This is a genomic window from Nostoc sp., assembly GCF_036917315.1.
Lineage (GTDB): Bacteria > Cyanobacteriota > Cyanobacteriia > Cyanobacteriales > Nostocaceae > Nostoc.
On the sequence record NZ_JBALDR010000057.1, the window covers coordinates 1 to 23126 of the forward strand.

A 23126-nucleotide genomic window follows, 5' to 3' on the forward strand; every position below is an offset into this window, starting at 1 on the left:
TCGCAACTCGCTATGATAAACGGGCGACCAACTTTCTCGGTGCAATTTATCTAGCTGCTTCTGTTATTTGGCTCAATTGATGACACGCCCTAGGATTACCTAGTGCTAGCCAACAGCAAGACCTGCGCTTAAGTTACGTTATTTGGCAAGAAGGAATTGATCCATTTTTAGTAGTTGAATTACTTTCACCTGGTACAGAACAAGAAGACTTAGGAAAAACACTGCGGGAAGTAAACCGACCCCCAACGAAGTGGGAAGTATATGAACAGATTTTACGGGTTCCCTACTACGTTATCTACGATCGCTATGAAAACCATTTGCGTGCCTTTAAACTCAGTGGTACTCGCTACGAGGCAATATCTTTATCAGAGAACCGCTTCTTTTTGGCAGAGTTAGAGCTAGGATTGGGTCTTTGGCAAGGTACTTACCGACAGACAATAGGTTTGTGGTTGCGTTGGTATAATTCTGCGGGTTGGGTGCCGACTCAAACAGAACAAGCAGAACAGGAACGCCAACGGGCTGAACAGGAACGCCAACGGGCTGATAGACTGGCAGAGTATTTGCGATCGCAAGGAATTGATCCAGATAACTTGAGTTAAGCAAAAACTCACATCCTTAACAAAGAAGGAGCCTGACAAACAACAGACGTTATGTTTGTAGTCAAAATACACTTGACAAGCTCCTATTTATTGTATAATCGCCAAGATAATTTGGATACAATTTTCTAGTGATGATAGATTTTAAAAGCACTGAAGAGATTTCCAACAAATAAATTATCCAATCTTATGAGATGGGCATCCTGCCTACCCACCTTTAACCAAAGGCGAGTAAGATACACACCTCACAAGAAGTAGTTGGATATTTTTTCTATTTGAAAGTCCCTGAAAAAGGAACTTTCATAAATATAATAGGCTTCAGTGAGAGTAATTAGGTAAGCGGATAGTGAGTAGTAAGCGAGGAAACAGAAATTGTTGCCGACAATGCGGGGAGTTGTACGTAAGGTAGGGAGATGGAGGCGCATCTTGCCCATAGATGAACAGTCATGGGTAAAGTTGGACTTACTAAGAACTCTAGTACGCCGGGATTTAGAGGCACGTTACAAGGGTTCTGTTTTGGGTAACTTGTGGCCTTTGCTAAATCAGTTATCACAATTACTGATTTATACTTATGTGTTTTCTACCGTACTGAAGGTGAAGCTAACTACTCTCAAAGGTTTACCAGCAAATGATTTCACCTTTGGTTTGTGGTTATTTGCAGGGTTACTTCCTTGGATTGCTTTTACTGGTGGTCTAATGCAGTCTGCTAATTCGGTACTAGGACAACCAAATTTAGTCAAGAAGGTGGTGTTTCCTTTAGCTTTGCTACCTCTAGTGCCAGTTTTATCAACATTTATTGAGAGTTCCTTTGGTTTAATGGCATTGATTTTTTTCGTGGCGGTAAATACTCATACTTTACATAGTACTTTGGCGCTATTACCCTTGGTCTGGCTAACGCAGCTATTGCTAACAGCAGGGTTGGGCTATTTAGCAGCAGGACTAACGGTATTTTTGCGAGATATCCCCCAGACTTTAGGAGTGATTTTAAATATTTGGTTTTATGTGACACCGCTTGTCTATCCAGCATCAGCAATTCCAGAGCAATGGCGGAGTTTGGTATTCTGGTTAAATCCAATGGCAGCGATCGCAGAAGTTTATCGTGACATAGTTTTAATTGGAGAGATAAAACACTGGGGAGAGTGGGGAGTTGCTTCTGCGATCGCAACAATCATATTTTGTTTTGGTTTTACAGTGTACAAGCGTTTGCGTCCAGCTTTCGCAGATGTTTTATAGCCAGGTTTAATTATTGTACTTTTAAAACAAGCAAATGCTAATGTGACCTGTATAGTAAATAGATAGCGATCTGATTCAATAAAAAGCCAAAATTTTAATGACGTAAATAATTTTTAATTGATAAAGTTATAGCGTGTAAAATTCTTTAGTAGTTTAAGTATGCGGTGTTATGGGTGAGGAGATTGCAATTTCCCTGAAGAATATCTCAAAGAACTATAAGCGCTATGCTCGTCCGGTAGATAGACTCAAAGAAATTTTACTACCTGGTAAGAGCCACGCTCAAGAGTTTTGGGCATTAAATAATATTAACTTGGAGATTCCTAAAGGAGAGACACTAGGAATTATTGGTCAAAATGGTTCTGGTAAAAGTACATTGCTACAAATTATTGCTGGAACCTTGACACCAACCATAGGAGAGGTATCAGTTCATGGGAGAGTTTCAGCTTTACTAGAACTAGGTAGCGGATTTAATCCTGAATTTACAGGCAGACAAAATGTATTTTTTAATGGGCAGATTTTAGGATTAAGCCGAGCAGAAATAGAAGCAAAGTTTGACAAAATTGCTTCCTTTGCTGAAATTGGCGATTTCATGGAACAACCAGTCAAAACATACTCTAGCGGTATGTTTGTTCGTTTAGCATTTTCAGTAGCAATTAACGTTAACCCAGAAATTTTAATTGTAGATGAATCTTTGGCAGTAGGTGATGGGATCTTTGTCCATCGTTGCATGGCAAAAATTAGAGATTTTCAAGATGCAGGAGGAACAATATTATTCGTATCCCATGATGTAGGATCTGTATCACGCCTTTGCTCTAAAGCTATGTGGATTAATCAAGGAATTCTTGTAGATACTGGACAACCTGCTGAAGTATGTAAACACTATCAAGCATGGGTGCATGAAGAAGTAAATAAAAGAACTAGCATAAATTTGGATTCAAATAAGAATGAGAATATTGGTGCTAATGAAGAAGAAATTGATTTGACTAAAATCACCATTAAAGAATCAAATCCTTTTACTAAAAAGCCGTATATGGCTTTTTATGGATTTGAACGATTTGGTACAGGACGTGCAGAAATTGAGTATATTTCCGTGTTAGATAGTCAGGGTCAACCTATTCAGTTGGTTTATCCTGGAGATGTATTAAAAATTAGGATCACTACATTCAGACACGACAAAGTTAGAAAGCCAAATGTTGGCATAGCGCTACTGGATAGATTGAGGACTGTTTTATCAGGATGGAGTACAGAACTCTTAGATAAAAATTTTGCTAGCTACTGGCTATCTAAATCAGAAATAGGAAGAGCAACAGTTGACTTTGAGTTTATTTGGCCCCACTTAGCTGGTGGTAACTATGCCTTAGATATAGCATTCGGAGATGGAACACACGAAAATTTAGAAATGCTGGACTGGATTCAGAATGCCATAGTTATACAAGCAGCAGTTAATGATTTGGTAGAAGGAGTCTTTCAAGTATCTGGCAGAAAGATCGGACTCTATGAGGAATCGCTATGTACACAATAGTTAAAAATTATTTTAAATCTAAGCTCGAAAGCTGGATGAAATTATATTTTGATATTTACCTCAAGCAATCTCTAGCGCAAGGCTATTTCGATCAGCGCATCAAAGATGTAAGCTTAAAACAATACTTGGTTTTTGGTGAACCTCAAAGACTAAAATTGTCAGAAACATGCATTGTAAATAATGCATTATTTAACTTATCTTCTGGAAATATAGTAATCGGAGAATATGTTTTTTTTGGGCATAATGTTAGTGTAATAACTGGAACTCATGACTATAGAAATTTTGGGCTAGAGAGGATGAACAATTTTCCAACAGAAGGAAATAATATTGTAGTTGAAGAAGGGGCTTGGATCGCAAGTAATGCTACCATAATTGGCCCCTGCAAAATTGGCAAGAATTCTGTAGTAGCGGCAGGTGCTGTTGTTAAATGCGATGTTCCTAGTTATCATGTTGTAGCAGGGATTCCAGCAAAAATAGTCAAACAGATAACCCCGTCAAAGTGAAATTTATATATTATTTAAAAATATAAAAAATGATTGAATCTAACGATCCGGAAATCAAGATTGATGAATTAATACAAAAAATTGTTGAGCAGGTGAGAAAAAGCCAAGTTAATTCTCAATTACCAGGTTCGCAATCTAATCTAGACATATCGAAACTGAAGTTAAGTATTAGTCATATTGAAAATTTTCTAAAAAATGCAGAATCTCGTTCACTGGTACGTATAAAGTGGCCAGATAAACTTAATATATTTCCTTTTAATTTCAGTACTAAGTTACAACAATTTATTCTAAAAGTAATCAATTTTCTCTTTAAAGATCAACGAGAAGTCAATTTAAATATAATTAACTCTCTAAAAGAGTCTGTAGCACTTAATCAGCAGTTAATAGAACAAATTGCAAGTTTAAAAGCGCAAGTAGATAAAGGGCTGGATGAGAGTCTAATTGCAATGGATAATCACATCCAAAGGCTAGGTGAACGCCTCGATACAGTAGATAATCGCTTTCCAGAGTTGTATGAGCGTCTAATTGCAATAGATAATCACATCCAAGGGCTAGGTGAACGCTTCGTTACAGTAGATAATCGCTTTCCAGAGTTGGATAAGCGTCTAATTGCAATAGATAATCATATCCAAGGGCTAGATGAACGCTTCGTTGCAGTGGATAATCGCTTTCCAGAATTGGATGATCATCTAATTGCAATAGATAATCACATCCAAGGGCTAGATAATAGCTTAAATGCTATTGATATAATTTCTACCTGGCTAACTGGTATTCAAGAAAGTTTGGATACGGTGAATAGCCGAGTACAAGAAATAGATGAACAGAAAACTATTCTAAATGCTCATATTGAAAGACTAAATGAGCATTCAATTACAACAGATAGCCGTATAATTACAGCCAATACTCGTATTCAAGAAATAAATGAGCGTTACATCAGAAACGATGGATACCTTAAAAATGATCTAATGCAACAGAAGCGTCTAATAACAATGTTTATGCAAGAGGCAAGGAAACGTTTACCGGAACCTTTTAGTCAAGAGCAATTAAAAACTTTTATTAATGAAGATATACATTTTTTAGATGCTTTTTATGTTGCTTTTGAGGAGAAATTTCGAGGTAGCCGTGAAGACATTTTAAGTAGGTTAAAAGTTTATTTGCCATTGATTGAGGAAGCAAAGGTAGGCACAGTCGAATCTCCAATTTTAGATGTGGGTTGTGGGCGGGGTGAATGGTTAGAACTTCTCCAAGATTCAGGATACATTACTAGGGGGTTGGATATTAACAGAGTAATGATAGAGCAGTGCCGAATCAGAGGACTAGAGGTTATAGAAGGAGATGTAATTAGCTATTTGCAATCTTTGCCAGATGCTAGCTTGGGTGCAGTAACTGGTTTCCATATCATTGAACATTTAGCATTTGAGGTATTGCTAAAGTTATTTAGTGAGACTATGAGAGTACTTAAGACAGGAGGATTGGTAATTTTTGAAACACCAAATCCAGATAATATCTTAGTAGGTAGTAACACCTTCTATTTAGACCCGACACATCGTAATCCACTGCCAAGTCCTACGATCGCATTTGTGGCAGAATCATTTGGTCTATCCAAAGTTACATGTATTAAGCTTCATCCTGATACCATTCAACCTAGATTAACTGGGTCAGAACTGGCTGAACGTTTCAGTGATTACTTTTATGGGCCACAAGATTATGCACTTGTAGGATTTAAACCATGAGAGTATTAATAGTTACGACTCAAGTTCCCTTTGTGAGAGGAGGTGCAGAGATACTAGCAGAAGGTCTTCTAAAAGCTATATCTGCTGCAGGTCATGAGGCCGAGATAGTTGCAATTCCCTTTAAATGGTATCCTCCAGAGCGGATTCTGGATCATATGTTGGCTTGTAGATTATTAGACCTCTCAGAATATTGTGGTCAAGCAGTAGACAAAATTATAGGTTTAAAGTTTCCTGCATACCTAATACCTCACCCTAATAAGGTTATGTGGCTTTTGCATCAGCATCGCACAGCTTATGATTTATGGCATACAAATTATTGCGATTTAATTAAATTTCCTAATGGACTACAGGTTCGTGAAGCAATTATTAATGCTGATAATAAAGTCTTAAAAGAGTATAAGTCTATCTATACTATTGCTGGAAATGTTTCCCGAAGATTAAAGAGATTTAATCAAATAGATTCTATCCCGCTTTATCACCCTCCTCAAAATTCTGAGCTTTTCTATTGTGAAGATATAAATGATTATCTGTTTTTTCCCAGTAGGCTTACAACTATTAAGCGACAAGAACTTGTAATAAAAGCCCTTGTAGAAACAAAAAATCCTGTAAAGGTATTGTTTGCAGGGAAACCAGATACAGTAAGTTATGCTGAACACTTAAAGGATTTAGCTAAAAAATTACATGTAACCAAAAGAGTAGTTTTTTTAGGTGAAATTAGCGAAGAAGAAAAAATTAGAACCTATGCAAAAAGTATAGGAGTTATTTACCCGCCTTTGGACGAAGACTATGGTTATGTCACCCTGGAAGCAATGCTAGCTTCCAAACCAGTTATTACTTGTATGGATTCAGGAGGTTCTTTAGAATTTGTCCGTCATGAAGAAACGGGTTTATTTGCTGAACCTAATTCTAAATCTCTTGCCGCAGCTATGGATCAATTATGGGAAAATCGTTCTTGGGCACAAGCTCTTGGTAAAGCAGGACGAGATTATTATCATAGCCTTAACATTTCATGGTCTAAAGTTGTTCAAAAGCTAGCTGCATGAAAATTAACTGGTTTTCCCCATTATCACCTGCAAAGTCCGGTATTGCTGAGTATACATCTCAATTGATTCCTGCTTTGCAAAAATATGCTGAAATTGTTCTGTGGACAGATCAACAGCACTGGATTTCATCTTTGGAAAAGTACGCCACAGTCCGCCATTATGATTTGGATAATACTCCTTGGGTTGAAATTAACCAAGCGGATTTAAATGTATATAACATAGGCAATAATTCAGACTTTCATTTTGCTATATGGCAGATTAGTTGTCAATGTCCAGGTTTAGTGATTTTACATGATGTTAAACTACAGCACTTTTTTGTTAGCATCTATCTACATCGAGAACAAAAGTCGAATCGAGATGCTTATTTATTTCAGATGAAAAAATACTATGGAATTCAGGGTGAGCAAGCGGCCGTGAAATTTTCGAGTGGTAATATTTCAACGGAGTATATGGCTGAACTCTATCCGCTAACATTTTTAGCTTTAGAGAATGCAGTAGGAGTTGTCACACACACAAAAGCGGATTTCCAAACTATTAAGCAAGAGAAGCGATGGTTTGTCGGCTATGCGCCATTACCATACATGAGTGAATGGCAAGCAAATTCACAAAGTAAAAAGAATAAAGCACCTTATCGCTTAATAGTATTTGGCTATCTTGGTCCAAACCGTGGGTTAGATTTTTTGTTTAATGCATTATCTAGTTTTTCTGAAAAAAATCAGTTTTTCTTAGATATATATGGGCAAGTTTGGAATAAAAATTATATTGAGCAACAAATTAAATTATTAGGACTTAGTAATATAGTAAAAATACATGATTTTGTTGCGGATGCTGAGTTAGACTTGGCTTTAGAAAATGCTAATTTAGCCATTAATTTACGCTATCCGACTATGGGAGAAGCATCACTTAGTCAACTTCGGATTTGGAGTCACGCACTTCCCAGTCTAGTTACACGGGTTGGTTGGTATGCAGAACAATCGGAAGACACTGTTGCATTTGTGCGTCCAAATTATGAAATTGAAGATATCCAAAAGCATCTCAAAAGTTTTTTGGTGAATCCCAAATACTTTACAAAAATGGGAAAAAATGGGCAGAAAATTTTACGGAAGGAACATAACCCAGAAATTTATGCTCAGGCGATCGTGAGTTTTGGACAAAAAATTCAAAGGTTTCGATGTAATGTAATAGCGGATCAATTAATAGACAAAATAGGAGAAGAATTAAGTAATTGGATGGATTACAAAACACTGGATATACAGGTAGAAAAAATTGCTCAAGCAATACATTTTATTAGTAATTAATTCTCTGTTTTATAAATTTAATTCTAAATAGTTTTAGATAAACATTTTTGTACTACTGATGTAAGAGAAGTTAATTACTGTATGAAGCTATCTGTTGTTATTCCTTGTTACAACGAATTGGGAACTATTAGCAAAGTTGTAGAAGCCGTCAAGGCATCGCCTGTAAAAAATTGTGAAATTATTATAGTAGATGATTGTTCAATAGATGGTACGAGAGAGTTACTTAAATTAAAAGTAGAGTCACAGGTAGACCAAGTAATTTACCATCATAAAAACAGAGGTAAAGGTGCAGCTTTAAGAACTGGTTTTGCTGCGGCTACTGGAGATATTGTTATAGTTCAAGACGCAGATTTAGAGTACGATCCGCAAGAATATCCCTTATTGATTGGGCCGATTATTGATAATAGAGCTGATGTAGTTTTCGGTTCTCGTTTCCAAGGTGATAGACCTCACAGAGTTGTCTACTATTGGCACAGAGTGGGCAATGGATTCTTAACAATGTTGTCTAATATGTTTACCAATATAAATCTAACAGATATGGAAACGTGTTATAAGGCTTTTCGACGTGAAATTATTCAATCTATCAAAATAGAAGAAAATCGATTTGGATTTGAACCTGAAATTACAGCCAAGGTTGCGAAACTTGGCTGTCGTATTTATGAGGTTGGTATATCTTATTATGGTCGAACTTATAAAGAAGGTAAAAAAATAGGTTGGAAAGATGGAGTTAGAGCTATTCATTGTATACTAAAATACAATTTATTTAAAAAAAATTATGTTGACAAGATATCTAAATAAAAAATAATTTTATTTGCCTAGTAATGTAATATAGGGTGAATATTTTTATGCTGGTTTATTAAAATTAGCAATTTAAAAAAATTATGCTTTTAGTAATTTAATAAACAATGAATAAAAATCTAAAAAAATTTTCTATTCCTGCACTCTACACTATTGTTTGTGTTGTCGGAATTTTTATAGCATTTTATCCAACAATCCTCAGTAGATTCGCTCTAATACAAACAGATCCTGGGGATACTAGACTAAACAATTACTTTTTAGAGCATTCTTTTCAATTATTGATAAATAAAGACTATGCAGGTGGTTTATGGTCGCCAGCCTTTTTTTATCCTTACAAAAATGTTCTGGCTTTCTCAGACAATCTATTTGGATCTGCTCCTATATATTGGTTATTTAGATTATTTTTATCAGCCGATGTTGCATTTCAAATATGGATGATTGCTGTTTGTATTCTTTGTTTTGCTAGCTTCGCTCTTTTAATGCGGAGATATCAGGTAAGCCATTTATTGAGCGCTTTAGGAGCCTTACTGTTTGCCTTCAGTATGCCTAGAATTAATCAAATTGGGCATCAGCAATTACTACCCCAGTTTTTTACACCTCTAGCTTTTCTTGTAGGGTGGGAATTTTTCCTGCAACCAACTCGAAAAAAGATAACATTGTTTTTGCTGCTAATTTATCTACAAGTACTTGCCGGAATTTACTTGGGTTGGTTTTTACTATTTAGTTTACCTATATTTTTTGCTATAGCTTACAAATTAGCTCCAGCATCAATCCGCCATAATCTTTTATCATACTGTCGAACTGATTACAAAGCAACGATCGCAATTATTGTAGTATGGGCAGCAACAATGTTTGTTACCCTACTTCCATATTTGGAAGCCAAGTCAGCTTTAGGGAAAAGATCATACTCAGAAGTAGATACAATGCTTCCCAGAATTTCTTCTTGGTTTGCAGTTGCTCCTGGTAGTCTTTGGGCACCTTTACTTTCCTGGGTTTCTAAAAGCTTACCAATGCCATGGCCAGGAGAACATCGCATGTTTGCTGGGATCATAATTTTTTTATTAATAGGAGTTTCTGTATATACACTATTTAAATCGTATAATATATTAACTGTTCAAAGAGCATTACTTGTAAAAGTATGCTTTTTTGTGTTTATTACTTTGTTTTGTTTGTCACTGCGCCTACCTTTTGGGATATCACTTTGGAGAATAATTTATGAAGTTGTACCTGGAGCCTCTGTAATCAGGGCAATTACTAGAATATGGTCAGTTGCATATTTTTATTTATTGGTTGCTGGAATATTATGTTTTGATTCTTTATTACAATCAACAGTAATTATCAAGCGCCGTCTTTTCAAGTTAGTTATAGTAAGTATATTTTGTCTAATAGGTATATCAGAGCAGCTTATATTCAATTTACCTAACTACGAAAAAGCTCCATTACTGAAAGAAACTACAGAAATTAGCAGTTTAATGAAACAAGGTTGTAACGTTGCATATTTATCTTCAAACGTTGAAAAGCCTTTTTATATCGATCAGTTAACAGCAATGTGGGCTGGAATAGAAGCAAACATTCCAGTTTTAAACGGTTATTCTTCTGCTCCTCCACCTAACTATGGTGATATAGGAGAACCCTTAAGCATACCTCAAGTGCTAAATTGGTTAAGTTTTTTTAATAAAAACATTTCTGGTAAATTATGTGTTATATTTCCAAAATCATTAGAACAAAAAGATAGTTTTCTTGCTACATTAGGACTTCAAAAAAACACGATCGTATCCAGTAATTTTATTTCTTACAGAATTAAATTGCCAATAGAACAAATATTTAAACAGGAAATTAAAGTTTTTGAATATCCAAAAATTATGGTAGTTAATTTGCAAAAGAAAGTACCAATTATAGTAAAAAACACAAGTAACTTTTTATGGTCTAAGAAAGGAGATAAACCAACTAATCTTTCTTATAAATGGATAGGGATAGACTCTCAAGGGAAGCCAACTAATATTGAGGGGAATCGAACTCAACTGCCTTTTGATGTAGCTCCTGGAGAGTCGCTAGCAATTAATGCAGTTATCAAACCACCTACTATACCAGGAAAATATACTCTAATTTTAACAATGGTGCAAGAAACGGTTGCTTGGTTTAGCGATAAGCAATATTCAGATCCTAAAATCGATGTAAATGTTATATCAGATTCTTAATTGTTCATTTAGCTAAATGAGTGTGAGGAAAATGGCATGAACCTACAAGAATTTGCTTTACTGCTAATGTCTGTTGCTACAAGTGTAGGCGGGCAATTTTTCTTAAAATTGGGGGCATTGAAATTGGTAAAAGTCAATTCAGCTAATGCCCTGAATAATATTATCAGTATCGCTACTACACCGGAATTATTAACTGGATTAACTTGTTATGGTTTAGGTGCTATTGCATATATTCTCCTTCTCACCAGAGTTAATTTAAGTGTCGCTGCTCCATCTATTTCCTTAGTTTATGTTTTTTCAGTCATTTTAGGTTACTTTATTTTCAGAGAAACAATTCCCTTAACCCGTCTGGTAGGTTTGAGTTTTATTGTAGGTGGAGTTATTTTAGTAGTTTGGCAAAAATAAAATAATAAAAAGACAAAATTACTATCTTAATATTTAGCCTATTTTACTCTTGAGTATTTTATATTTTATTTTAAAACAAAGTTTTGGAGTTTAACTAATAGTTTGGTACAAGTACTGAATAAACCTTTAAATTTTAGTTTTTTAAAAGTAGGCTTATATGACTAAAAAAGCTCTCATTACCGGCTTAACTGGACAAGACGGTTCTTATCTTGCTGAACTACTATTAACCAAAGCCTATCAAGTCTTCGGCTTAGTCCGCCGCTCAAGTTCCAGTAATCTTGAGCGCGTCAATCACCTTTCTGGCGATATCCAAATCCTTTCTGGCGATCTTTTAGATCAATCCTCTTTAATGGATGTGATTACGGAAGCTCAACCTGACGAAATTTATAATCTTGCCTCTCAAAGCTACGTTCCTCTCTCTTGGACACAACCTGCTCTCACTGCTGAATATACAGCTCTAGGTGTCTCCCGTCTCTTAGAATCTATTCGTCGCTGCAAACCAGATGCCAGATTCTATCAAGCATCTAGTAGTGAAGTTTTTGGTCAACCTGATGAATCACCTCAAGCTGAACGCACCGCCTTTCGTCCGCGCAACCCTTATGGTGTTGCCAAAGCATACGCTCACTGGATGACTGTCAACTATCGGCAGAAATACAACCTTTACAACTGCTGTGGTATTACTTATACTCACGAATCGCCTCGACGTGGGACAGAATTTGTATTTCGCAAAATCACGCACGCAGCTGCCCAAATTAAATTAGGTTTGGCAAATGAACTAAAATTAGGCAACCTAGATGCCCGTCGTGATTGGTGCTATGCCAAGGATGCTGTTTACGCTATGTGGCTGATGTTGCAGCAAGCACAACCTGATGACTATATCATCGCTAGTGGTGAAACTCACTCTGTCAGAGAACTCGTTGAGTGTGCTTTTAACAGCGTTGGTCTAAACTGGCAAGATTATGTCTCAGTTGACCCTGCTTTTTATCGCTCTGATGAACCTGTGCAGTTAGTTGGTTCTATTAATAAAATTAAGACGGAGTTAGGTTGGCAGCCTCAGCATTCTTTTGAGCAATTGGTTGAGTTAATGGTTGATTACGATCTAAAAAAATTGAGCATTAGCGGAGCTTAAATATTCTAATGCTAAAAATTGTAGTTGATACCACCCCAGTGGATTCAAAACCCAGTGGGGTTGGCTTTTATATTGCTAATTTAATATGCGCTCTTGATGTATTACAAAAAGAGGAAAATTTTCAGTTAGGAGTAGTCTATCAACCAGGGTTAAAAAATTGGCTTCGGGGTGACTTCATTTTTCCTGAATGCTTTAAAAATTCTTCTCAACAGTATCTCTTACCTTTACCTCTAAGAATTTCAGATTTATTATTAGCTTTAGCTTTTAAACCTAGTTTATCTTACTTTGAAAAATATTTTGGTTCTCCGGATATATTACATGGTACAAATTACTCAGTTTATCCCTGTCAAAATAGTTTAAAGGTAATGAATATATACGATCTGACTTTTATTAAATATCCTAACTATACAGATTCAGTCGTCAAAACATATACAAAAAGGGTAAAGCGATGTTTACAGTGGACAGATTTAGTTTTAACTATTTCAGAAAGCTCTAAAAAAGATATTATTGAATATTTGGAAGTAGACCCCAAAAAAGTCTATGTCACACCTTTAGCTAGTCGCTACTATAGTAATTACTTGTCTGAGGAAATTGCTCAAGGGCTAGAAAAACAAGCTAATTATGATTTTTCCAAGCCATATCTACTTTTTGTTAGCACAATAGAGCCAAGAAAAAATATTAATACTATAATCACTGCTTTTAATTTTTTAAAAGAAAAGTATAAAATCGAACATCAATTAATATTGATTGGTAAGAAAGGATGGAATTACGAACCGATATTCGCGGCTATTGAAAATTCCCCTTGGGCAAGCCAAATTCATCATCTTAATTACCTATCTAATGAATTAGTTGCATTATTTTACTCAAAAGCTGATGTCTTCGTTTATCCATCTTACTACGAAGGGTTTGGTTTACCCGTATTGGAAGCAATGACTTTAGGTGCTCCTACGATCAGTTCCAATACTTCATCAATACCAGAAGTTGCAGGAGATGCTGCTATCTTGATTGATCCTAGTGATTCTGTTCAACTGGCTGAAGCTATTCTGAAAGTCATCAGTGATTCTCAACTACGTCAAGAATTAATTATTAAGGGTAGAGAAAGAGCAAAATTATTTTCTTGGGAAAGAACGGCAAAAGAAACCTTAAAAGCTTATAGAGCTATTATTTAATGAATATAGTAAATAACATCTCTGCAAATAAATTAATAATTAACTTATCCATTTTATTATCCAAACCAACAGGAATAAGTAACTATGCCGATCATCTTGTTCATTATTTAAAATTTCTTCAACCCACTCTATTAACAGCCAAAAATTACCCAGACTTTAACTGCTATTTAGTCCCTGATAATCTTACTCCCGCCCAAGGAACGAAAGGACATTTTCGCCGCTTGATTTGGACGCAATTTCAACTGCCGCAAATCTATAAAAATTTGCGCTCCCATCTGTTATTTTCACCTTTGCCAGAAGCACCAATTTATACTAACTGTCGTTTTGTGGTGATGTCTCACGATCTGATACCGTTGCGCTTTCCTAAACGCTTTTCACGGTTGACATCGTACCATCGTTACTATGTTCCTCAAGTACTCAACCAAGCACAACATATTATCTGTAACTCCAATGCCACAGCTAAGGACATCATAGACTTTTACCAAATTCCAGCTAGCAAAATTACCTCTATTCCTCTTGCTCCCGATCGCACTCATTTTTGTCCTCTCAATCTACCTACCTGTAATTACTTTCTCTACATCGGTCGTCAAGATATTTACAAAAACCTGAACACACTTATTACCGCCTTTGCTGCATTACCAAACAGTAGTGATTATGAACTGTGGCTGGCAGGTCCGACCGATCTTCGTTACACCTCAATTTTACAGGGGCAAGTAGAAGAACTAGGAATAAGTAATCGAGTCAAGTTTTTGAACTATGTTCCTTACAGTGAATTGCCAAAAATCATCAATCAAGCGATCGCTCTGGTTTTTCCTAGTCTCTGGGAAGGTTTTGGTTTACCTGTCCTCGAAGCAATGGCTTGTGGTACTCCCGTCATTACCTCCAATCTCTCTTCTTTACCTGAAGTGGCTGGCGATGCAGCGATTTTGATCGATCCCTACAACACTGGAGAAATTGCAGAGGCGATGCAGGCGATCGCAACTAATTCAGAATTGCGATCGCGCCTTTCTAGCCAAGGTATCACTCACTCTCAACAATTCAGTTGGGAAAAAACAGGAAAAGCAACCGCCGAAGTGTTATCCCGTTACCTATAAACTAACGCCAGAATTTAAATGCAATGATTTGGGATTTTGTCAATTTTTCAGATTATCTTGACTAATGACTTGTAATTAATCCTAAATCCTTATGAAAGCACTCATTCTTTCTGGCGGTAAAGGTACACGCTTACGTCCCCTCACCTACAGCGGGGCAAAACAACTTGTTCCAGTTGCTAACAAACCGGTTTTATGGTACGGCATTGAAGAAATGGTCGCGGCTGGTATTACTGATATTGGCATCATTATCAGTCCAGAAACCGGGGCAGAAGTCCAAGGGAAAACCGGAAATGGAGAAAAGTTTGGAGCGAACATCACCTATATCATACAAGACCAGCCACTTGGACTTGCTCATGCTGTCCAAGTCGCCCGTCCTTTTTTAGGAGATTCTTCCTTTGTGATGTACTTGGGCGATAACCTGATTCAACTAGGTGAGTTAAGTTACTTTCTGCAACAATTTAGCCAACAACAGCCAGATGCTCTGATTCTCTTACGTTCGGTTGCCAACCCTAGCGCCTTTGGTGTGGCTCAGGTAGATGAAACAGGACGGGTATTACAGCTAATTGAAAAACCCAAAGTTCCTCCTTCAAATCTGGCATTGGTAGGGGTTTATTTCTTTTCTCACCTTATTTTTGATGCGATCGCCAATATCCAACCTTCCACCAGAGGCGAGTTGGAAATCACTGATGCTATTCAATACCTGATTAATCAGGAAAAGCAGGTTGTAGCCCACAATCTCCAAGGCTGGTGGTTAGATACTGGTAAAAAAGATGATTTATTAGAAGCTAATAGATTAATTCTCGATACCTATCTGACAGCATCAGTTGTGGGCGAAATTGATGCCCAAAGTCAGATTATTGGACGAGTCCAAATCGGTGCAAAATCTAAAGTAATTAACTGCACAATTCGGGGACCAGTAGTCATTGGTAACAATTGTCATTTAGAAAACTGCTTTATTGGGCCTTATAGTAGCATTGCTAACAATGTCACACTCATTGATACCGATTTAGAACACAGCGTTATTTTAGAAGGTGCTAAAATTGCCGACATCCATCAGCGTATTATTGATAGTGTGATTGGACAAAGGGCACAATTGAGTCTTGCACCCCGTCGCCCTAAAGCCTTGCGATTTATGATTGGCGATGACTGTCAAATTGAACTAACGTGATTTACTTGTTAAAAATAAGACAAGCCACCGTCAAAGTTGGAACATAGTGCCTGTAAAATATGAATGCGAAATTCATCTAATAATCAGAACACTGCGGCACATCCTATAAATAATATTAATGACCATTGTAAATACCAAGATTCCTGAAGTTCTGCAAATTGAACCCCAAATATTTGGAGACGATCGCGGTTTCTTTTTTGAAGCTTACAACCAGCAAAAATTTGCTCAAGAGATTGGGATTGTTACGAACTTCGTCCAAGATAACCACTCTTGCTCTAAACAAAACGTTCTACGTGGATTGCACTATCAAATCCAACAACCCCAAGGAAAACTTATCCGTGCTGTTGTCGGTTCTATTTTTGACGTAGCTGTAGATATTAGAAAAAGCTCTCCTACCTTTGGTAAATGGGTGGGTTCTGAACTCAGTGCTGAGAACAAACGCATACTGTGGATACCATTGGGCTTTGCTCACGGCTTCCTCGTGCTTTCAGAAATAGCTGAAGTTCTCTACAAAACTACAGATTATTACGCGCCTCAAAGCGATCGCACAATTCTATGGAACGATCCAGATTTAGCGATAGATTGGCCCTTAAGTGCGCCACCAATTTTATCAGCTAAAGACGAAGCTGGTAAATCTTTCAGAACTGCTGAAGTATTTGATTAAGTAGTCATTGGTCATTGGTCATTGGTCATTAGTACATACCCCGTCTCTTGTGATACCCTAAGCTTACTTTTATGGTGGACGGAAAAACTTTGTCTTTCATCGGACTAATTCAAACCAAGTTAAAGAGTGGGTATGGCTTCTCTTGGACAAATGACAAATGACAAATGACAAATGACTAAATCAATTTTGCTGATTGGTAGCAACGGTCAAGTGGGTAAGGAACTACAACAAATCCTCTCATCTCACAGCAATGTTATTTCAGTAGCACGCCCAACAGTAGACTTTACCCAACCTGATACCCTTCGCAACGTTATCAGATCCAAGCAGCCGCAAATTATCATTAACGCTGCTGCTTACACTGCTGTAGACAAAGCTGAAAGTGAACCCGAACTTGCTACCGCTATTAATGCTAATGCACCCCTAATTCTTGCCGAAGAAAGCCAAAAATTAGGAGCTTTTCTAATTCATATTTCGACCGATTACGTTTTTGATGGTAATGGCTGTAGTCCTTACCAGGAAACCGATGCGACTAATCCCTTGAGTGTCTATGGTAAAACCAAACTTGCTGGAGAAGAAGCTATTCGGGAAACTTGCGCCCATCATCTCATTCTCCGCACTGCTTGGGTTTATGGAACCTTTGGCAAAAGTAACTTTGTCAAAACCATGCTGCGACTAGGTGCAGAACGTCAAGAACTCCGTGTTGTCGCCGATCAAATTGGTAGCCCAACTTGGGCGCAAGATATAGCGGCAGTTATAGCCCAGATGATTCCCCAGTTAACCCCAGAAATTAGCGGCACTTATCACTACACTAATAGCGGCGTTGCTAGCTGGTATGATTTTGCCGTCGCTATTTTTGAAGAAGCCCAACAGCTAGGCTTCCCTTTGAAAGTTGAACGTATTGTCCCCATTACAACCGCCGAATATCCCACACCAGCCCGCCGCCCTGCTTATTCCGTCTTGGCTTGTGGAAAAATTGCTGCAATTCTAGAGACTTATTCTCCCCATTGGCGACAAAGACTCCGGCAAATGCTCACAGATTTTAAAATGGGGCATAAATAATGAGGCGAGAGGTGACAGGTGACAGGTAATAGAAAATAATTTGTACCCTGTAACCTGTACCCTATTCCCTATTTATTTTGACTTTTTAATACTCCCGTTTCATGTTGTATGGGCAAGACATCTAAAATATCAGTTTGGGAACAATATTTTAAATCTTCGTGACAGTCAAGACGCAACAATCGTTGGCCGTGGCTAGCTTGGTGAAGTAATCCCAATAAGTTATCTTGCCATTGAGAGTAAAGAGCGATCGCACTAATTACTTCATCATTCCCAGCTATTTCTTCAGATGACAACTTGGTTTGCTGCAAAATACTATGAGCGATCGCACCCGCACAAACTGTATCCTCTAAGGAATAACTGCCTTCCCAACCGGAACCGACAATCCACACTGTCTCTGGTTGCTTATCTAAGAGGAATTGCACCACCGCCGCCCGGTTAATCAAGGCTGCTGCTAATACATTTGGGGAGTCTTGTACCCTTTGTAAAGCACGAGTACCATTTGTGGTACTGATAAACAAACGCCGCCCTTGCACTAATTCTGGTGTGCAGTCGAGGGGAGAGTTTCCCAACTCAAAGCCAGCTACTTTTGCGCCGCCGCGTTCTCCAGCCCGCAGACGTTTTTCAGGGGGCCATTTTTCGCTAACTTCAATTAATTGGTCTAAATCGCTGAATACTTGTACAGCTTCGCCTCCAGATGCCAAGACAGTCGCTATTGTGCTAGTCGCTCGCAAAACATCGACTGCGATCGCACATTCTGGCGCTTTATCCGTTGGAGTCAATTCAGGAGTGTGGTATACGAATAACTTCACGGGCTGGATACACCTGTTTTAATACTACTGCCGAAAATAACATTCTACCTAGTTGGTGTCACTAACTATAGTCACAATTGTTCGCAAACAATTTTTTAGCATCAAATATGCACGATGTAACCTATTCAATACAAAAATACTCAAAAAATCTATTTTTATGCTTTTAGACTTTCATATTTGCTGCACTATCCTGTAATCTAAAACAAGAACAGATTTTCTAAAGCTGTATTTGGCATTCCAAGTTAGCACCACTACGCATCCTGACTAAACTTGGCCAAATAGAAACTAAAATTTTTACCTCCACTCCGCTCATCCCAAATCGAAAATCGCTATGGCACCTTTACCCGACTACCGCCCTAAACAACTATCTTTAGGCCCGTTGGAAGCGGAAATTTTAAATATCATCTGGGAACTTGGTTCAGCCACAGTCAAGGATGTACACGATCGCATCCTCGCCGATCCCAACCGCGAATTAGCGTATACTTCTGTCACCACTGTTTTACGTCGCCTCACTGATAAAGGTTGGCTGGCCTGCGACAAGAAGGAGCGCGCATTCTATTGGCGGCCAATGCTGAGTAAGCAGCAATCAGATGTGATTAAAGCTCACGAGCAATTACAACGATTTTTGGCAGTGGGGAATCCCGATGTTGTTGCTGCCTTTGCTGATAGTCTGGATGAAGCAGCTAGTGAACAAATAGCAGCGATCGCTAAACGTATTCAATCTGCACGCCAAGCCAGGGAGGAACAATGATGCATCTGATAATGATTTTGAATGCTTTGGCAGTTGCCTGGTGGTTAAGATCCGCTGGGAATCAACCCCAAGGCAATTGGAATCTGCGATGGCAGCGATCGCTATTTTTGTTTCTCTTCCCGCCCTTGCTAATATTCATGACTGCGATCGCTGTGCTGTTCATGGGGCCTCAAGGGCAAATGGGCGGGATGTATACAGGCTCAATTAGCTATTTACTAGCATTAATTTATTTGGCATTTTTTGCCATTTCATGCATTAAACTTGCTTTTCAGGGTTGGCAGTCTGTAGAATCTGCCCGTAACTGCCCTTTAGTGAATGTTGGCGATAAACGAGCCAGACTGCTGCAAACAGGCGCGTTGTTTGCAGGTCAAATCGGTTTTTGGCAACCAGAACTAGTGGTTAGCCAAGGATTAGTGCAAACTCTCTCACCGGCTCATTTAGAAAGCGTCTTAGCCCATGAGCAAGGGCATCACTATTACAGGGATACGTTTTGGTTTTTCTGGCTGGGTTGGGTGCGTTCTTGCACTGCATGGTTGCCGAATACAGAGCCTTTGTGGGAAGAACTTTTAGCTTTGCGCGAACTCCGTGCCGATGGTTATGCAGCATTGCAGGTAGACCCTCTGGTGTTAGCAGAATCACTTTTATTAGTAGTTAGTAGCGGCCCCGTCTTATCGGAAATTTGCTGTGCTGCATTAGGTTCCTCTGGTGCAGATCGTTTAGAACAAAGAGTAGAAGCTCTATTAGCACCACCAGAACCAACCCCAGAAGCTCAATTACAATCTTGGCATGGCTTTCTGTTGGCGTTCTTGCCTTTACTGACTGTGATATTTCATAGTTAAGTTGAATTTAGCAAGCTACTACAGCACGAAATCGTGATATTTGTAACGAGAATTATGATGTTTGTAACAAAAATCGTAGTGTTACTAACGAAAATCGTAGCGTTGGTAATGAAAACTTAGTGTTTGTAACAAAAATCGTAGTGTTACTAACGAAAATTGTGATGTTAAGAACAAATATCGCGATCGGAACAAATTAACAAGCGGTGATTACGAATTATATGCCGCGCTGTACTAGTGTAGCGATCGCTTATTCTTCTTCTAGCAACGGTTCTATATATTTTTGTACCAAAGGCACTTGAAAAGCATTGCCTTCTTGAGTCGAAATATCTTTTCGCGTTAGTTTGCCGATAACACCTTTGTCTTGCTGGGTGGGGGGCTTCCACTACCTCACCCAGTCCTTCATATTCATCCAAACAAAAGAGAAATTGCTTACCGGAGTTGTTGCGTTCTATTTCTGTTAACCAAGTTTACAGGGCGGGAAATGGATCATTCAGCTAATTTATCGGCATCTGGATTAGGCAAGTATACTTTGCGGGGTAATCGCCGTGCAGCTTCGATAATTTGTTGAGCTAAATTTTCAGCCAATCCTTTAAATTTTTACCGCCTCAATAACGCTAATTGGTGACGAGGTTGGAATAACTTGGGTAAGTTGGAAGCCAGCATGAAGCAGTAGCACTTGATATTCCTCCTCTGTGCGTTCGCGTCCACCAGTCATAACTAGCATATTAAGGTCAAACAACTTGCTAAAAGAAGATGCATTCCCAGGAGGAATTACTGTCTCAAACAGCAGGAGTTTACTATGCTCTGACATTGCCTGATGACAGTTTTTGAGAATAGCGATCGCTTTTTCCTCATCCCAGTCATGAATGATGTGCTTGAGAAGGTAAGCATCACCACCTGCTGTTACTGACTCAAAGAAGTTTCCCGACACTACGGTACAGCGGTCTGCAAAACCTAGTGCTTGCAGGCAAGATTTTGCTTCTTCTATCACCGTTGGTATATCAAAGATAATGCCTTTAACAGTCGGATAAGGTTTAAGAATGCTAGTCAGCAAACTGCCCTGACCTCCTCCCACATTAACAATGGTGTTGAATGCTGAAAAGTCATAACTGTAAATAATTGCTTCCAAAACTGAAGCTGTTAGACTTGTCATTGCCCGATTAAATAACTTGCCAGCTTCGGAGTTTTTAAGGTAATGATCCCAAACACTCATTCCAGCGATGTGGTCAAACGCAATCTCGCCAGTTTTGATGCTATGTAGCAGGTTATCCCAGCCTAAGTAGTGCGCTTGTCCCAGTTCGGAAATGGCAAAAAAACGCAAAGAACCAGGAACATCCGTTTGTAACGTAGCAGCCAAGGGTGTTAAGCCAAATCGATGATGCTCATCTTCAACAAATATACCCACACTGGCAAGCGCACGCAGTAATCTGTACAATGATGGGACGTGAGTATTAGTGATTGCAGCTAGTTCCTCTAGCGTCTTTGGCTGTTCCTTGAGGTAGTCAGCAATACCAAGTTTAGCAGCAGCGTGGATTGCCCGTGATACCCAAAAGCCAGAAATCATCTGAAGCATAACATCGGATGCAGGGACTTCAGTACTTATGCTTGGTTCGAGTGAACTCATATTCTGTAAATTCTTTTCAAAGTTCTGGATTTGTGGGGGTACACAGCCACAACTCAATCATATCTGAATTGATACTTGTAGGCTGATCGCCCTTCATCCGAGATGCGATCGCGTGTAATTCATCTTTACGACCGACAAAAAGACGCGATGAATCGCCGTCTCTATAAAAGACGGATTTGTAGAGACGGCAATTTATCGCGTCTCTTGCCTTAAACGTGGTATCTAAGAAAAATATTTATTTGGCAGATAAGCCAATATTTACTGCTAATAGTGCAGAACAAAGCATTGAAGCGATCGCCAGTTTCCTAAACTAGATTAACAGCACAATCCCCTTAACACCTTTGCCAAATACTCATACTGCTCTAAAGTATTGTAAATCTGCGCCGAAATCCTTACCAACAGCCGAGGTTTTTCCTGCCACGGCATCACCTGCACTTGAATACCAAACTTATCAAACAACTCATCATGTACAGACATGAAATCGCGGTTTTCCAAAGTCTTAGGCATTGGCACAACTGCCATTGAACCAATCATCTCCTTTGGACAAAGCGGCTGCACTTCTAACGCTTCACAAAGTACCTGTCTTCCCTGCAACACTAGCCGATGATTTTGCTGTCTCAATTCTGTCCACCCACCAGGTAGCAACGAACCCATAAAAGCGATCGCTTCTGGTACAGACATATAAGCTGTAGGATCGTCTGTACCTGTCCAGTCAAATTCCAGCTGAAAGCGGCTTTTATCAGTGCGTGGCGAATTTGTCCCGTGGCTAATTGTCAGAGGACGAATTTCTGACTGTTTATCTCGTTGCACATACAAAAATGCTGCCCCTTTTGGCGCACACAGCCATTTATGACAATTTCCACTGTAATAAGTTGCGCCAATATCCCGCAAATCGAGGGGAATCATTCCAGGCGCATGAGCACCATCGACCAATGTATCTACACCCCGTTGTTGCAACTCCTTCGCCAACTCTTGAATCGGGAAGATTAACCCTGTCTGACTGGTAACATGATCCAAAAGTGCTAATCGGGTTTTTGCTGAAACTCGCTCAATTACTGCTGCGATTACTTGCTGTGGCGAGTCAATCGGGAAAGGAACTTTTGCCACTACCACCCGCGCACCAGTGCGACTGGCAATAAAATCAAGTGCATTGCGGCAAGCATTATATTCATGGTTGGTTGTAAGTATTTCATCCTCTGGTGAAAATGTCAGCGACCTTAACACCGAATTAACGCCAGTTGTTGCATTGGAGACAAACACCAAATCCTGCACATCAGCACCCACAAACGCCGCTAGTTTACTTTTGGCATCATCTAGCAGAGGTTCCCACTCTCTACCAAAAAAGCGTAAGGGTTCATGTTCGAGCTGCGATCGCAAACGTTGTTGAAATTCCAGTACTTGTTTAGGACAAGCACCAAAAGACCCATGATTCAGAAACGTCACAGCCGAGTCAAGCGACCATAAGTCTCTGATGGATAATCTAGAATCCAA

General features: G+C 38.7%; 20 protein-coding genes and 1 pseudogene. 18 read left to right on the plus strand and 3 right to left on the minus strand.

What is annotated here, in order from left to right; translation table 11 throughout:
• Positions 1–89: 89 nt before the first annotated feature.
• The 16 genes and pseudogenes from V7K84_RS26615 to rfbD all read left to right on the plus strand — a co-directional run.
• Positions 90–599, plus strand: a pseudogene (locus tag V7K84_RS26615) (Uma2 family endonuclease); the annotation flags it as partial.
• A 381-nt stretch (positions 600–980) separates the two neighbouring features.
• Entirely contained in the window at positions 981–1829 is an 849-nt protein-coding gene (locus V7K84_RS26620; RefSeq protein ID WP_334842609.1) for an ABC transporter permease, read from the plus strand.
• Positions 1830–1998: 169 nt separating this feature from the next.
• Positions 1999–3351, plus strand: coding sequence for an ABC transporter ATP-binding protein (locus tag V7K84_RS26625; protein WP_334842563.1), 1353 nt, complete (start codon positions 1999–2001; stop codon positions 3349–3351).
• A complete protein-coding gene (locus V7K84_RS26630; RefSeq protein WP_334842566.1) occupies positions 3339–3854 on the plus strand; it encodes an acyltransferase in 516 nt (171 codons plus the stop codon). Before V7K84_RS26625 ends, V7K84_RS26630 begins: the two co-directional genes overlap by 13 nt.
• A 29-nt stretch (positions 3855–3883) precedes the next feature.
• Positions 3884–5587 carry a class I SAM-dependent methyltransferase gene (locus V7K84_RS26635; RefSeq protein WP_334842568.1) on the plus strand — a complete coding sequence of 568 codons (1704 nt, stop codon included), beginning with the start codon at positions 3884–3886 and terminating at the stop codon, positions 5585–5587.
• On the plus strand, positions 5584–6630 hold the full coding sequence (locus V7K84_RS26640; protein WP_334842570.1) for a glycosyltransferase family 4 protein: 1047 nt from the start codon (positions 5584–5586) through the stop codon (positions 6628–6630). The genes V7K84_RS26635 and V7K84_RS26640 overlap by 4 nt, the downstream gene beginning before the upstream one ends.
• A complete protein-coding gene (locus V7K84_RS26645) occupies positions 6627–7928 on the plus strand; it encodes a glycosyltransferase (RefSeq protein WP_334842572.1) in 1302 nt (433 codons plus the stop codon). The genes V7K84_RS26640 and V7K84_RS26645 overlap by 4 nt, the downstream gene beginning before the upstream one ends.
• Before the next feature lie 81 nt (positions 7929–8009).
• Entirely contained in the window at positions 8010–8726 is a 717-nt protein-coding gene (locus V7K84_RS26650) for a glycosyltransferase family 2 protein (RefSeq protein WP_334842574.1), read from the plus strand.
• Between the two features lie 107 nt (positions 8727–8833).
• A complete protein-coding gene (locus V7K84_RS26655) occupies positions 8834–10924 on the plus strand; it encodes a hypothetical protein (protein ID WP_334842575.1) in 2091 nt (696 codons plus the stop codon).
• Between the two features lie 36 nt (positions 10925–10960).
• The gene (locus tag V7K84_RS26660; protein WP_334842578.1) at positions 10961–11329 is read left to right on the plus strand and encodes an EamA family transporter; all 369 of its coding nucleotides are present in this window, start codon (positions 10961–10963) and stop codon (positions 11327–11329) included.
• Positions 11330–11486: 157 nt separating this feature from the next.
• Complete coding sequence (locus V7K84_RS26665) at positions 11487–12458, plus strand: GDP-mannose 4,6-dehydratase (RefSeq protein ID WP_334842580.1); 972 nt, start codon at positions 11487–11489, stop codon at positions 12456–12458.
• Positions 12459–12466: 8 nt separating this feature from the next.
• Entirely contained in the window at positions 12467–13627 is a 1161-nt protein-coding gene (locus tag V7K84_RS26670; protein WP_334842582.1) for a glycosyltransferase family 4 protein, read from the plus strand.
• Positions 13627–14721, plus strand: a complete 1095-nt coding sequence (locus tag V7K84_RS26675; RefSeq protein ID WP_334842584.1) for a glycosyltransferase family 4 protein — start codon at positions 13627–13629, stop codon at positions 14719–14721. Before V7K84_RS26670 ends, V7K84_RS26675 begins: the two co-directional genes overlap by 1 nt.
• Positions 14722–14812: 91 nt before the next feature.
• Entirely contained in the window at positions 14813–15889 is a 1077-nt protein-coding gene (locus tag V7K84_RS26680) for a glucose-1-phosphate thymidylyltransferase (RefSeq protein WP_334842586.1), read from the plus strand.
• Between the two features lie 118 nt (positions 15890–16007).
• Complete coding sequence (rfbC, locus tag V7K84_RS26685) at positions 16008–16553, plus strand: dTDP-4-dehydrorhamnose 3,5-epimerase (protein ID WP_334842588.1); 546 nt, start codon at positions 16008–16010, stop codon at positions 16551–16553.
• Positions 16554–16724: 171 nt separating this feature from the next.
• Entirely contained in the window at positions 16725–17612 is an 888-nt protein-coding gene (gene rfbD, locus V7K84_RS26690; protein ID WP_334842590.1) for a dTDP-4-dehydrorhamnose reductase, read from the plus strand.
• Between the two features lie 68 nt (positions 17613–17680).
• On the opposite strand, the gene V7K84_RS26695 is transcribed toward rfbD, so the two are convergent.
• Positions 17681–18421 (minus strand): 2-phosphosulfolactate phosphatase family protein, encoded by a 741-nt coding sequence (locus tag V7K84_RS26695; protein WP_334842592.1) that lies wholly within the window; start codon positions 18419–18421, stop codon positions 17681–17683.
• Between the two features lie 331 nt (positions 18422–18752).
• Here V7K84_RS26695 and V7K84_RS26700 point away from each other — a divergent pair, with 331 nt between their 5' ends.
• Together V7K84_RS26700 and V7K84_RS26705 are read left to right on the plus strand one after the other, a co-directional pair.
• Positions 18753–19172 (plus strand): BlaI/MecI/CopY family transcriptional regulator, encoded by a 420-nt coding sequence (locus V7K84_RS26700; RefSeq protein WP_099102645.1) that lies wholly within the window; start codon positions 18753–18755, stop codon positions 19170–19172.
• Entirely contained in the window at positions 19172–20011 is an 840-nt protein-coding gene (locus V7K84_RS26705; protein WP_334842610.1) for a M56 family metallopeptidase, read from the plus strand. The genes V7K84_RS26700 and V7K84_RS26705 overlap by 1 nt, the downstream gene beginning before the upstream one ends.
• 589 nt (positions 20012–20600) lie before the next feature.
• Here the strand turns inward: V7K84_RS26705 and V7K84_RS26710 are convergent.
• Positions 20601–21635 carry a methyltransferase gene (locus tag V7K84_RS26710; protein ID WP_334842594.1) on the minus strand — a complete coding sequence of 345 codons (1035 nt, stop codon included), beginning with the start codon at positions 21633–21635 and terminating at the stop codon, positions 20601–20603.
• A 315-nt stretch (positions 21636–21950) separates the two neighbouring features.
• Positions 21951–23126, minus strand: coding sequence for an aminotransferase class V-fold PLP-dependent enzyme (locus tag V7K84_RS26715; protein WP_334842597.1), 1176 nt, complete (start codon positions 23124–23126; stop codon positions 21951–21953).

Excerpts from the sequence above, each read along its gene's own strand:
- V7K84_RS26620 (WP_334842609.1), top strand. The coding sequence starts at position 981 with ATGCGGGGAGTTGTACGTAAGGTAGGGAGATGGAGGCGCATCTTGCCC.
- V7K84_RS26625 (WP_334842563.1), top strand. The coding sequence starts at position 1,999 with ATGGGTGAGGAGATTGCAATTTCCCTGAAGAATATCTCAAAGAACTAT.
- V7K84_RS26630 (WP_334842566.1), top strand. The coding sequence starts at position 3,339 with ATGTACACAATAGTTAAAAATTATTTTAAATCTAAGCTCGAAAGCTGG.
- V7K84_RS26635 (WP_334842568.1), top strand. The coding sequence starts at position 3,884 with ATGATTGAATCTAACGATCCGGAAATCAAGATTGATGAATTAATACAA.
- V7K84_RS26640 (WP_334842570.1), top strand. The coding sequence starts at position 5,584 with ATGAGAGTATTAATAGTTACGACTCAAGTTCCCTTTGTGAGAGGAGGT.
- V7K84_RS26645 (WP_334842572.1), top strand. The coding sequence starts at position 6,627 with ATGAAAATTAACTGGTTTTCCCCATTATCACCTGCAAAGTCCGGTATT.
- V7K84_RS26650 (WP_334842574.1), top strand. The coding sequence starts at position 8,010 with ATGAAGCTATCTGTTGTTATTCCTTGTTACAACGAATTGGGAACTATT.
- V7K84_RS26655 (WP_334842575.1), top strand. The coding sequence starts at position 8,834 with ATGAATAAAAATCTAAAAAAATTTTCTATTCCTGCACTCTACACTATT.
- V7K84_RS26660 (WP_334842578.1), top strand. The coding sequence starts at position 10,961 with ATGAACCTACAAGAATTTGCTTTACTGCTAATGTCTGTTGCTACAAGT.
- V7K84_RS26665 (WP_334842580.1), top strand. The coding sequence starts at position 11,487 with ATGACTAAAAAAGCTCTCATTACCGGCTTAACTGGACAAGACGGTTCT.
- V7K84_RS26670 (WP_334842582.1), top strand. The coding sequence starts at position 12,467 with ATGCTAAAAATTGTAGTTGATACCACCCCAGTGGATTCAAAACCCAGT.
- V7K84_RS26675 (WP_334842584.1), top strand. The coding sequence starts at position 13,627 with ATGAATATAGTAAATAACATCTCTGCAAATAAATTAATAATTAACTTA.
- V7K84_RS26680 (WP_334842586.1), top strand. The coding sequence starts at position 14,813 with ATGAAAGCACTCATTCTTTCTGGCGGTAAAGGTACACGCTTACGTCCC.
- rfbC (WP_334842588.1), top strand. The coding sequence starts at position 16,008 with ATGACCATTGTAAATACCAAGATTCCTGAAGTTCTGCAAATTGAACCC.
- rfbD (WP_334842590.1), top strand. The coding sequence starts at position 16,725 with ATGACTAAATCAATTTTGCTGATTGGTAGCAACGGTCAAGTGGGTAAG.
- V7K84_RS26700 (WP_099102645.1), top strand. The coding sequence starts at position 18,753 with ATGGCACCTTTACCCGACTACCGCCCTAAACAACTATCTTTAGGCCCG.
- V7K84_RS26705 (WP_334842610.1), top strand. The coding sequence starts at position 19,172 with ATGCATCTGATAATGATTTTGAATGCTTTGGCAGTTGCCTGGTGGTTA.
- V7K84_RS26710 (WP_334842594.1), bottom strand. The coding sequence starts at position 21,635 with ATGAGTTCACTCGAACCAAGCATAAGTACTGAAGTCCCTGCATCCGAT.